The following is an 11,138-nucleotide window of genomic DNA, read 5'->3' on the forward strand; positions in this document are numbered from 1 at the left end:
GGCATGTCGGAGCACTCAGCGAACCCCTCATCGACGGTCGCCGCAACTGGCCGTCCCCTGGCGGTCAAGGCCGTCATCCCGGCCGCCGGACTGGCCACCCGGTTCCTGCCGGCTACCAAGGCGGTGCCCAAGGAACTGCTGCCGGTGGTGGATCGGCCGGTGTTGCAGTACATCGTCGAGGAGGCCACGCAGGCCGGCATCGGTGACGTGTTGCTGATCACCGGTCGGGGTAAGACGTCGATGGTGGACCACTTCGACCGTCGCCCGGACCTGGAGACCAGGTTGGAGGAGAAGGGCGACTCCGAGCGGTTGGCCGCCGTGCGTCGGCCCAGCGAACTGGCCGAGATCTACACGGTGCGGCAGCCCGAGCAGCTCGGCCTCGGCCACGCCATCGGGTACGCCGAGTCGCACGTCGGTGACCAGCCCTTCGCGGTGCTGCTCGGCGACGAGTTCGTCAAGCCGTCGGAGCCGCTGCTGCCGGCGATGCTGGAGTTGCAGGCCCGCACCGGCGGTGTGGTGCTCGCGTTCTTCGAGGTCGACCCGGCCGAGACCAAGCGGTACGGCATCGCCTCCGTCGAGCCGGCCGAGTCGGAGCTGACCGACATCGGCGAGGTCGTCAAGGTGACCGGGATGGTGGAGAAGCCGCAGCCCGAGGATGCCCCGAGCAACCTCGCGGTGCTCGGCCGCTACGTGTTGCCGGGCAAGATCTTCGACGCGATCCGGCGGACCAAGCCGGGCAGCGGCGGCGAGATCCAGCTGACCGACGCGATGGAGCTGCTGCGTACCGAGGGCACCCCGGTGCACGCGATCGTCTACCGGGGCACCCGCTACGACACCGGCATGCCGCTGGGGTACCTCCAGACGGTGGTGCAGATCGCCGCCGAGCGCGACGACCTGGGCGCCGAGTTCCGGTCCTGGCTGGCCGACTTCGTCAAGGCCGACGCGGCAGGCGGATCTGGTACATGACCGCGACGGCCGACGCCGAGGCGGCCGCGAACGAGTTGACGCCGCTCGCCGACTACCTGGGCAACGTGCTGCGCAGGTTGCGCGCGCTGCCGCCACTCGACCTCGACCTCACCCAGGCGCACGGCAACGTCCTCGCCGAGGACGTCGTCGCGCCGCACGCCTTCCCGGCCTTCGACCAGGCGGCCGTGGACGGCTACGCCGCGCGCTGGGAGGACATTTCCGGAGGGGGCCGGGGGCCGAGCTACGTCCCGGCCCCCTCCGGCACGCCCGGCGGCCGCACCATCCGACTCAACGTGGTCGGCGACCTCGGGGCCGCGAGCTGGCGGCCGGTCCGGCTCACCCCGGGCTCGTGCTTCTCGGTGGCCGCCGGGGCGCCGCTACCGGTCGCCGCGGACGTCGTGGTCCCGGTGGAGTGGACCGACCAGGGCATGGCCGCGGTGGAGATCTTCCGCACCCCCAAGCGGGGGTACGGGGTACGCCGGGCCGGTGAGGAACTGCCCGCCGGCACCCTGCTGGCTCGGGCCGGCACCTACGTGTCCCCGGCCCTGGTCGCCGTCTTCGCGGCGACCGGCATCGGTCACGTGGTGGTCCGGCCCAGCCCACGGGTGGTCATCGTGGCCACCGGAGACGAACTCGTCGACGTGGGCCGGGGCAGCCAGCCCGGCCAGGTGGTCGACGCGAACTCGCACGCGCTGACCGCCGCGGCGGCCGAGGTGGGCGCACTGGCGTACCGGGTGGGAATCTGCGACGACGACCCGGAGGGGCTGCGCGGGCTCCTGGAGGACCAGACGCTGCGCGCCGACCTGATCATCACCACCGGGGGCACCGGCACCGGCCCCGGGGACATGGTGCGACGGATCCTGTCCCGCCGCGAGGGCGGTCGCGCCGGGCCGGTCACCTTTACCGACGTGGCGCTCTATCCCGGCACCGCGCTCGGGTTCGGCACTGTCGGCGCCGAGGAGGTGCCGGTGGTCTGCCTACCCGGCGACCCGGGCGCCGCGCTGATCGGCTTCGAGGTGCTGGCCCGCCCCGCCATCCAACTGCTCGCCGGAGCCGAGCCGGTGTTCCGACCCAGTGTGCGGGCGCACCTGCTGGAGACCGTGTCGTCGCCCGCGGGGCTGCGCGAGTTCCGTCCGGCGCACGTCGCCGAGCGACGCGGCGGCGGGTACACGGTCCAGCCGCTCAGCGGCGGGCCGTTCACCCTCTCCGGGCTGGCCGAGGCCAACGGGCTGCTGGTGCTCGGCGAGCGGGTCACCACGGCCGCCGCCGGCTCCACGGTGGACGTCCTGCTGCTGGACCGCCGGCGGTGACAGGTCCCGGCCGGCCCGCTCGCGGCCCGTGTCGGATGGTCGTCGGAGGTGTGCGGTGAACACGGCGGGGCCACTCGTGCGCGACACGGTCCCGCGCGGGAGACTGTGCGGGTGAGTCTCTTCGGACCCGCGCGGGCACCGGGCTGGCCGGTGGAGCTGGCCGACGGCCCGGTGCTGCTGCGGCCCTACCGGCGTTCCGACGCGGCGGCGTGGTCGGAGGTACGGCGGGCCAACCGGGCCTGGTTGGCGCCCTGGGAGTCGTCACTGCCCGGCGGTTGGGACGAGATGAACTCGCCGGCCGCGTTCCGTTGGGTCCACCGTGACCAGCGGCGCTCGGCCCGCGAGGGCGAGGGCATGCCGTTCGCGGTCTGCCTGCGGGAGGCCGACCGGGATCGGCTGGTCGGGCACATCAACGTGGGCAGCATCGTGCGGCGGGCGCTCTGCTCCGGCTACGTCGGCTACTGGGTGGACGCCCGGGTCGCCGGCCAGGGTGTGATCCCGACGGCGCTGGCGCTCGCCGTGGACCACGCGTTCGGCCCGGGCGGGCTGCACCGGGTGGAGGTCAACATCCGCCCGGAGAACCGGCCGTCCCGGCGGGTGGTGGAGAAGTTGGGCTTCCGTGAAGAGTCGTACCACGTGCGCTACATGCACATCGACGGCGCATGGCGGGACCACATCGGGTACGCGATGACGAGTGAGGAGATCGCCGCCGAGGGTGGCCTGCTGGCCCGCTGGCACCGGGTACGCGCCACCGCGCGGTAGGAGGATTTCCCGACATCCTCCCGAGTCGTCCCACGGACGGGATCGGCGCGGCGCGGTGGCATCCCGGTCGGTGCGCCGTAACCTCAAGTAACTGCAAGCTGCGGCAAGCGCTCTCCGGCCGGACGATCCACGCGCCCAGGCGTGATCGGTGGAAGATCCTGCGGTCGGATGGCGGTTGCTTCGAATTCGGTGACGGGAGGGGTGAGGGTGCCGACCTCGGTGCTCCTCGCCGTCCTCGCCGCCGCCGGCCTGCTCGCCCTGGCCCCGGCGCTGGTTCGCCGGTACGACGCCACCGAGCGGCTGGTGGCGGAGCGGGCGCAGTCGACGGCGCGGGTGCTCCAGCGCCGCCGGCGGCGCCGCACTGTGCCGGGACGGCGACCCGTCCACCCTCCGCGCTCACTTGTCGTCACCCTCAGTGAGAATGCGACTACCGGAGCGTTGAGCGCGCCGGTCTCCGCGCCACCGGCCGCCCGCCGCTCCGGCCGGCTGCGGGCCGTGCCCGCCGCACCGAAGCGTTCCCGCCGCCGGCCGCCGCCGCGCCGACAGCACACCCCCGCCGTGTACCGGCGTCGCCGGGTGCTCGCCGCCCTCCTGCTCCTCAACGTCGTCGAGCTGATCGGCGTGCTCTTCGTCAGCCCGGGCTTCTGGATCGGCTTCGGCGTCACCTTCCTGCTCCTGGCCCTGTACGTCGTCCACCTGCGCGGTCAGGCCCTCGCCGGGCGTCGCCGCCGCCGCGCCCGAGCCCGCGAGGCCGCCTGGCTGGCCGCCCGCCAGGCCGAGGTGCGCCGGGAGCAGGCCCGCCGGGCCGCCGCCCGCCGGGAGGCGCAGCGCCGCCTGGCCGCCCAGCGCGAGGGGGTACGCCGAGCCGCCATGGGCCTGGACCGGCCGGGAGACCTGCCGGCGGCGGTCAACGGCGGATCGGTCTCGTACCGGCGGTCGGGTGGGCTCCGCGGCCGCCCCTACGAGGCCGGCCGAGGCGCCTGACGCGGTCCCGCCGTGCCCCCGGGCTGCGTCGTGGCCTCGGTCGCGCCCCGGCCGGCTTGATCGACTCGGGTTCCTGGAAGTCGGGTGGTCGTGGCGTCCGGGATGCCCCGATTTCCAGGAACCAGAGTCGATCTTCGGGCGGGTCGGAGCGCCGGGCCGGGGGCGGATTCGCGGTGGGGGCCGGCGACCTGTTAGCCTTGCTGCCGGCCCGCCCGGTGTAAGCCGGGTGGGACCGAAGCCGGTTCGCCGGCGGGGGGCTGTGGCGCAGACTGGTAGCGCACCTCGTTCGCATCGAGGGGGTCAGGGGTTCAAATCCCCTCAGCTCCACCCCAGGTCAAAGGCCGTTTCCGCAAGTCGGAGACGGCCTTTTTCGATCTTCCGGCAGGCCGGTGATCGGTGCCACGGGCTAGGCGAAGCGTTCGGTCGTCACCGGTATCAGGCCGTGCTCGCGCAGGACGTTGGTCAGGCCGGTCACTGTCGGGCCCACCGCCTCGGCCGCCTCGGTGCTCAGCAGAACTGTCACGTCGAGAGCCCAGGCGAGGTGGTGGCCGACCCGCCGCAGGTCCCAGGTGATCCGGTCGGCACCGCTGTCGAGACGACCGCTCGGGGCGGACGCGACAGTCGCTGTCCGCCAGGCCGTCCGGAGGCTCGCCAGCTGCTCGGCGCGGAGATCCTTGGCGAACAGGACGCGGTACACCCGCCGCTCATGGAAGCCGGCCGGCGGCTGTGCGGGGCCGAGCCGCAGCGGTGGGGCGGCGGCGATCGGGTGGTGGTCGAGAAAGTGCGTACGAAGCACTGACTCGTCGGGCAGTTGCCCGCCTCCGGACGCGCGGTAGGCCTCCTCGGCCTTTCGACGGGAGGTGGGGACCACCCGCGCCAGCACCTCAGGGTCGGTGCGCATGCCACGGCTCAGCGCGGCGGAACTCCACCAACCGGCCTCCGGCGCCCAGGCAGCGCTGTTCAGCCCCGTCGTGGTGAAGTCGTGGTGGCGGGTGAACTCCTCGACGACGACGCCCTCCACAGTGGTCGCCGGGTCGCCGAGTCGAGGTAGGACCAGGTAGTAGTCCAGGGGCGGTCCCGCGTCGGGCGCCAGCACGGGTGCGGCGCGCATCGGGTCGGTGGTCATCGGCACCACCGTAGCGAAGGAGAACGGTTAGCATCCGGACCTCTACGTGAGGAGCCCAGATGACTGCGGTGGCCCAGACCCGGTTCGGCATCGTCGGCAGCGGCTGGCGGGGTGAGTTCTTCCTTCGCCTGGCCCGGCTGCTCCCCGAGCGGTTCCGGGTGACCGGGGTGGTGACGCGTACCGAATCGCGGGGAGCTGCCGTGGCGGCCGACTGGGGCGTGCGGACCTTCCGCACCACTGCGGAGTTGCTCGCCCACGAGCGACCGGACTTCGTCATCGTGTCGGTGCCGTGGCCGGTGACACCCGAGGCGACCAGGGAGCTGGTCGCGGCCGGCGTGCCGGTGCTCGCCGAGACGCCGCCCGCCCCCGACCTGGCGGGTCTGCGCTCGCTCTGGGCCGACGTCGGCGGCAGCGGTCTGGTGCAGGTCGCCGAGCAGTACCTGCTGATGCCCGGGCACGCGGCGCGGCTGGAGCTGGTTCGCGCCGGGGTGCTCGGCGAGCCGACCTCGGTCCAGATCTCCTCGACCCACCTGTACCACGCCGTGTCGCTGATCCGCGGCCTGCTCGGCGTCGGTCACGAGAGCGCCGAGGTCAGCGCACGTGCCTTCGTCGCGCCGCTGGCCAACCCGCTCTCGCCGTCCGGCTGGAGCGGCGACGACACCCCGCAGCAGCTCACCACCACCCTGGCGACCATCGACTTCGGAGGACGGATGGGGTTGTACGACTTCACCGACAACCAGTGGTGGAACCCGCTGCGTACCCGACGGTTGGTGGTGCGGGGCTCGCGGGGTGAGCTGGTGGACGACCGGGTGATCCGCCTGGTCGACCCGACCACGCCGGTGGAGTCATCCCTCGTGCGACGGCAGACGGGTCTCGACCTCAACCTGGAGGGGCTCGACCTGAAGCACATCAGCTTCGACGGCGACGTGGTCTACCGCAATCCGTTCGTCGGCAGTGGGATGTCCGACGACGACATCGCGGTGGCCGACATCGTCGCCCGCGCCGGGGCGTGGGCGCGGGAGGAGGGCCCGGCGCCGTATCCGCTCGCCGAAGCCTGCCAGGACCACCTGATCAGCCTCGCCATCGAAGAATCGGTACGCACCGGTCGGCCGGTCGTCACCGCCACCGAGGCGTGGGGGCGGTAGCGCCATCGTCAGGAAACGGGGGAAGGAACATGAGACGCAGAGCTCGGCTCTGGCGCTGGGGAGCGATCGGGCTGGTGATCGCCGGGTTGGCGGTGGCGCTCTACCCGCCCGCGCACTTCTGGGGTCCGCGGCCCTACCGGCACCCGGACGGGGTGTTCGGGGTGACCCGCGGCGACTTCGAGGACGACATACTGCCGCACTACCAGGTCAGCCTGCCGTGTGACGTGGACGGCCTCCGGTACAGCAACGCCGAGGACATGACCGGACCGATGGGCCAGCTGTTTCTGCACTTCACCACGTCCCGAGGGTGCCTGGACCGGATCCTCGACGGCTGGGCCGCCGTACCGGCGGAGCCGTCGACGATGGCGCCGACCGATCCCGGTTTCCCGCTTCCCGCCGCGGCCATTCCGGACACGATCGGGTGGCGCTTCGACGCGCCGTCGTACCAGGTCTACCAGCGCAAGGGGGACCTCGTGACCGGAGACGTGGTGGCGGTGCCCGACGGCAAGCGGCTCAGCGTGTACCTGCTCGGCCGCTACGCCTACTGACGACGCCGGAGGCGGGGCTGGACCTGCTGGCCAGCCCCGCCTGCCGGACGTTCACGGCTTCCAGGAACCGGCGGTCCGGAACTGGTCCTGGTACTCCAACGCGCCCGAGGTGTCGTGCACGTCGAACACCACGCTGCCGGTGCGTTTTGTGCCAGCGGTCAGGTCGTCGCTGGCCGGCATCGGTTTGCCGCAGCCGGAGAAGGCCCCACCGATCGCTGTGGTCTTGGTGCCGTCGGCGGCGACCCACTGGAAGTAGAGCGGGTTCGTCGACGCGGTGCCCTTGGTGACGGCCACCGTCACGTCGGCGATCACGTACATGCCCTCGCCGGGCTTCAGCCCGTGGGACTTGCAGGGTTTGGTGGCGCTGCTGAACTTCGTCACGGTGATCTCGACGGTGCCGGCGTCGCCGTCGACGACCAGGGTGTCGCCGGGCGACATGACGCGGCTGCCGCCGTTCACCGACGGTGGCGTCGACGGGGAAACACTGGCCCGCGCCTCGCTCACAGTGCTCGAGGTGCCCTTGGTGCCGATGACGACCGCCACGATGCCACCGGCGCAGGAGAGCAGGGTGAGTACGGCCGCGGTGACAGCGACGACCACTACGGACTTCTTGGCGCGATCCGTCTGCGCCGGTGGTGGTGCGATGATCGGGTAGCCCGCGCCACCGGGCGCCCGGTATCCGCCGCCAGCATCCGCGTACCCGCCAGCTGCCGGATACGCAGCCCCCGAGAACGGCGGCTGCGGTGTCGCCGCGAACGGACGGTTCGGCGGCTGCGGGTTCGGCTGTCGGGGGTCGTGCGGCCTGACGGAGGGCTGGGGGTGGGTCACCGTTCTCCTTGACGCTTCGGTACGTGCGGTGCGGGAACGCTCCGACGTTACCGTGGGTGGCGGAGCGCCCAATCGCCACGCCGGAGGGCGTCCCACCGAGGGTGCCGCCACAGCGCACTGGCCAGCATGGACGGTGGTCGGCTGATTACCGAACGCCAATGTGGATCGGTATCCCATCCATTGCTGTGAGTAACCAGACGAGGTCAGCGCAGCGGAAGCGCGGCGGCGGTGCGGACCAACCCGTCGGCGATCACGAAGCGGCCGGTGATCGATGCCGGTGCGTCGTGGTCCCGCGCCGCGTCCACCCGGGCCGGTGCGATCCGGGCGGTGAACGTGCCGGCATCCGGATCAATGTCGAGTCGGGCGTCGTGGAAGTCCAACCAGCTGCGGACCACCGGGTACCACACCTTGTAGACGGTCTCCTTGGCACTGAACAGCACGACCGGCCAGTAGGTGCCGCCGGGTAGCCGGGCGCAGGCGGCCTCCTCCTCCGGCAGCAGCACGAGTCGGCGTACTCCCGGATTGACCTCGCGATGCTGCTCGGCATCCATCCCGACGGACCGGATGTCGGTGGTGTGCGCCGCCGCGGCGGCGCAGTAGCCGGCGGTGTGGGTGATGCTGCCGACCACCCCGGCCGGCCAGACCGGCGCGCGGTCGGCGGCGGCCGGCACGGCGGTCATCGGCAGGCCGAGGTCGTGCAAGGCCCGGCGGGCGCAAATCCTTCCCGCGGCAAAGTCCCGCCGACGGGTCTGCACCGCCCGCTCGCCGAGACATGCCTGCTCAGCGGGGAGCAATTCGCCTGTCCAGTCCTCGGGTCCGGCGACGGCGACGGCGACAGTCGATGGCAGCAGGTCACGCATTCCGGTGACCTACTGGTCGGTAGGAATGACGCAGCAAGTTAACCGTCAAATTTCCGACTCCCACGACCGCCGAAGGTACCGCAAGGATGTAACACCGGAGGGACGCGCAGCGCCTCTCTGATGGCTCCGGGGGGACCACCATCAATGCTGGCCGGCACGGCAGCCGCCAGTCCCGTGGACATCTGGAAGGACGCGCGATGACCGATGGTCTGGAACGGCCGGGGGTGCGGGCTGACGAACACGCCCCGAAAACCCCCTGCTGGAGCTGCGGCTCCTGCGGTGACGAGTGGCCGTGCGCGACGAAGCGCACCCGGCTGCTGGCGGAGTACGGGAGTGATCGGGCCATGCTCAGCGTCTATCTGGGCTCCTGCCTCGCCGCCGCCACCGAGGACCTGCGCGCGGCCCCGGTGATGTCGCTCCAGGACCGGTTCATCGGCTGGCTGCCGCGAGGCTCCCGGCGTAGCTGAGCCTCTGGTGGCCCCGCCGCTGGGCGGGGCCACCAGAGGGGGCGTTTCAGCGACGTCGAGGCCGCCGGGTCACAGCGAAACCGAACACGCCGGCCACCGCGGCGAGCGCGCCGCCGATGCCGGTCCAGACCCAGCGCGAGCCGAGATCCGGCAACCAGTCCGTCAGCGGGTCGCCCTCGTCGTCGGCCTCCGCGTCCACCGGGGGTACGGCGTTGAGCACGGTGCCGGCCTTCGTGTTCGGCACCAGCGGCGCGGCCAACTCGCCGTCGTCGGCCGAGGCGCCCCGGTCGGCGGTGGTGCCGACCAGCAGGTCGACGTCGACCGGCGCACCCAGATCCGGCTCCGGCAGGTCGATCACGGAGAGCCGGATGACGTACGTGCCGGGCAGTGGATCGGCCGACCAGGGCTCCGCCCACGGCCGCACCTCGCGCAGTGTGCAGCCCAGCACCACGTTCGACGCCTTCGCGTCCACGGTCGGGGTCTGCGCCCCCGCCGTGCACGCCTGGCGTCGGCGCAGCCCGTCGAAGACGTCCACGGTCCAGGTGGAGGCGCCGCTGCGTCCCTTCGGGAAGGTGACGGTGGCGGTGATCTCGTGCACCTGGCCGGCCGTCGCCGGGAACGACCAGTAGAGGTGGTCGCCGATCGAGGCGTCCACCCGTACCGGCTGACCGGCGGTGATCGGAGTGGCGGTGAGGAACGACGTGCCGGCCCGGTTCACGGGCGTGGCACCGGGGGAGGGGGTCGGTGCGGCGACGGCCGCGGTGGGGAGCAGGGCGACCCCGCCGGCGGCGAGCAGCGCCGCCGTCGACCGGAACAGTGCGGTACGCATCAGTTCTCCCTCCAGGTGGCGACCCACCAGCGGGTGAGCAGGCCGGCGAGCAGGCCGGTGATCAGCCCGGCGACGGTGAGCAGGGCGAGCAGCACCCAGCCCCGGCCGAGGTCCGGTCCGTCGGGTGCGGGTGCGGCGGCGACCACGTCGATGGTCAACTCCACCGGCATGCCCGGGGTCGCCGCGGTGCCGGGCCGCGGGGCGAACGAGTTGCTCACCACCAGGCAGACGGTGGTGGGCTCGACGACCGGCGCGGCGCTCTCCTCGGTTTCGGCGGCATCCTCGTCGTCGGCGGTGGCCGACCAGCGCAGCCCGGCGGAGAGCACGTCGGTCCGTCCGCTGCCCGCGTCCGCGCCCCGGACGAGTTCCCGGCCGTCGGCCGCGGTGGCCCGCAGCAGCACCCCGTAGTCCCGGTTGACGGCACGGTCCAGCGCCATGCTCACCGAAGCCCGCAGCTCCTGCCCGGGACGGATCGGCACCCGGTAGTAGCGATGCTCGGAGAACGCCTCCCGGTCGGCGTAGACGCCGGGGGTGAGCAGCGGCGCCGAGTCGCACGCGTTCGTGCCGCCGACAACGGTCGGGGCCCGGGTGTGCGTGTCGCCGGCCCGCTCGACGAGCTGCTTGATCCGGTCGGTCAACTCCTCGGCGCTCTGCGCGGCGGTGTAGGTCCCGCCGGTGGCGCTGGCGATGCAGAGTAGCTGCCGGCGTACCTTCTCGTCGGGAGCCAGGCCGAGGGTGTCGACGACCAGGCTGGTGCCCTGGGCGGCCAGTTCCCGGGCCACCTCGCACGGGTCCGGCGGTGCGCAGGTGTCCTCGCCGTCGGTGATCAGCACGATCCGCCGGGTGGTGGCCCCGGTGCCCAGGTCCTGCGCGGCGGAGCGCAACGCCAGCCCGACCGGGGTGAACCCGGTCGGCCGAAGTGTCGCCACCGCGGCCTTGGCGGCGGTCCGGTCCACCGGGCCGACCGGCACGATCTGCTGGGTGTCCTGGCAACCGACCTTCTTGTCCTTGCCGCGGTAGGTCGCGCCGAGCACCCGGATGCCGAGTTGTGTCTCCTCGGGCAGCGCGTCCACTACCTCGTTGAAGGCCTGCTGGGCGACGGCGATCCGGCTGCGTCCGTCGATGTCGGCGGCGCGCATCGACCCGCTGACGTCGAGCACCAGCTCGACCCGGGGCGGCTCGGGCGTCGGCTCCTCGTCGGCCTGGGCCGGCCCGGCCAGCGCGGTGGTCGCCAGCAGTCCGAGAAGGACCGCCGTCGATCGTCTGAAGTTGATCACGACCCGCAGTGTAGTGAGATCCACTTTGGATGATCG

At 72.6% G+C, this 11,138-nt stretch carries 12 protein-coding genes and 1 tRNA gene; 8 read left to right on the forward strand and 5 right to left on the reverse strand.

Annotation, left to right across the window (positions count from 1 at the left end; translation table 11 throughout):
* The first annotated feature begins 3 nt into the window (after positions 1-3).
* The 5 genes from IW249_RS13005 (at position 4) to IW249_RS13025 (ending at position 4,349) form a co-directional block, all read left to right on the forward strand.
* Positions 4-966, forward strand: coding sequence for a UTP--glucose-1-phosphate uridylyltransferase (locus IW249_RS13005; protein WP_196920960.1), 963 nt, complete (start codon positions 4-6; stop codon positions 964-966).
* Positions 963-2,276 carry a molybdopterin molybdotransferase MoeA gene (locus IW249_RS13010; protein ID WP_196920961.1) on the forward strand — a complete coding sequence of 438 codons (1,314 nt, stop codon included), beginning with the start codon at positions 963-965 and terminating at the stop codon, positions 2,274-2,276. The genes IW249_RS13005 and IW249_RS13010 overlap by 4 nt, the downstream gene beginning before the upstream one ends.
* A 111-nt stretch (positions 2,277-2,387) precedes the next feature.
* Positions 2,388-3,038, forward strand: coding sequence for a GNAT family N-acetyltransferase (locus tag IW249_RS13015; protein WP_196920962.1), 651 nt, complete (start codon positions 2,388-2,390; stop codon positions 3,036-3,038).
* A 207-nt stretch (positions 3,039-3,245) separates the two neighbouring features.
* A complete protein-coding gene (gene sepX / locus IW249_RS13020; RefSeq protein ID WP_372432960.1) occupies positions 3,246-4,022 on the forward strand; it encodes a divisome protein SepX/GlpR in 777 nt (258 codons plus the stop codon).
* 253 nt (positions 4,023-4,275) lie between these two features.
* Positions 4,276-4,349, forward strand: a tRNA-Ala gene (locus tag IW249_RS13025).
* A gap of 79 nt (positions 4,350-4,428) precedes the next feature.
* Here IW249_RS13025 and IW249_RS13030 read toward each other — a convergent pair.
* Entirely contained in the window at positions 4,429-5,148 is a 720-nt protein-coding gene (locus IW249_RS13030) for a hypothetical protein (RefSeq protein ID WP_196920964.1), read from the reverse strand.
* 59 nt (positions 5,149-5,207) lie between these two features.
* On the opposite strand from IW249_RS13030, the gene IW249_RS13035 reads away from it, so the two are divergent.
* Both IW249_RS13035 and IW249_RS13040 read left to right on the forward strand, forming a co-directional pair.
* Complete coding sequence (locus IW249_RS13035; protein ID WP_196920965.1) at positions 5,208-6,293, forward strand: Gfo/Idh/MocA family protein; 1,086 nt, start codon at positions 5,208-5,210, stop codon at positions 6,291-6,293.
* 29 nt (positions 6,294-6,322) lie between these two features.
* Positions 6,323-6,841, forward strand: coding sequence for a hypothetical protein (locus IW249_RS13040; RefSeq protein WP_196920966.1), 519 nt, complete (start codon positions 6,323-6,325; stop codon positions 6,839-6,841).
* A 51-nt stretch (positions 6,842-6,892) separates the two neighbouring features.
* On the opposite strand, the gene IW249_RS35000 is transcribed toward IW249_RS13040, so the two are convergent.
* Positions 6,893-7,669 (reverse strand): DUF4352 domain-containing protein, encoded by a 777-nt coding sequence (locus IW249_RS35000; protein ID WP_196920967.1) that lies wholly within the window; start codon positions 7,667-7,669, stop codon positions 6,893-6,895.
* 203 nt (positions 7,670-7,872) lie between these two features.
* Positions 7,873-8,529 carry a 4'-phosphopantetheinyl transferase family protein gene (locus IW249_RS13050; protein WP_196920968.1) on the reverse strand — a complete coding sequence of 219 codons (657 nt, stop codon included), beginning with the start codon at positions 8,527-8,529 and terminating at the stop codon, positions 7,873-7,875.
* Between the two features lie 197 nt (positions 8,530-8,726).
* Here IW249_RS13050 and IW249_RS13055 point away from each other — a divergent pair, with 197 nt between their 5' ends.
* Positions 8,727-8,996: a hypothetical protein gene (locus IW249_RS13055; protein ID WP_196920969.1), complete on the forward strand. Its 270-nt coding sequence runs from the start codon at positions 8,727-8,729 to the stop codon at positions 8,994-8,996.
* 46 nt (positions 8,997-9,042) lie between these two features.
* On the opposite strand, the gene IW249_RS13060 is transcribed toward IW249_RS13055, so the two are convergent.
* Positions 9,043-9,825 carry a peptidase gene (locus IW249_RS13060; RefSeq protein ID WP_196920970.1) on the reverse strand — a complete coding sequence of 261 codons (783 nt, stop codon included), beginning with the start codon at positions 9,823-9,825 and terminating at the stop codon, positions 9,043-9,045.
* Complete coding sequence (locus IW249_RS13065) at positions 9,825-11,102, reverse strand: VWA domain-containing protein (RefSeq protein ID WP_196920971.1); 1,278 nt, start codon at positions 11,100-11,102, stop codon at positions 9,825-9,827. The genes IW249_RS13060 and IW249_RS13065 overlap by 1 nt, the downstream gene beginning before the upstream one ends.
* Between the last annotated feature and the right edge of the window lie 36 nt (positions 11,103-11,138).

It is taken from the genome of Micromonospora vinacea, from assembly GCF_015751785.1.
Taxonomy (GTDB): Bacteria; Actinomycetota; Actinomycetes; order Mycobacteriales; family Micromonosporaceae; genus Micromonospora; species Micromonospora vinacea.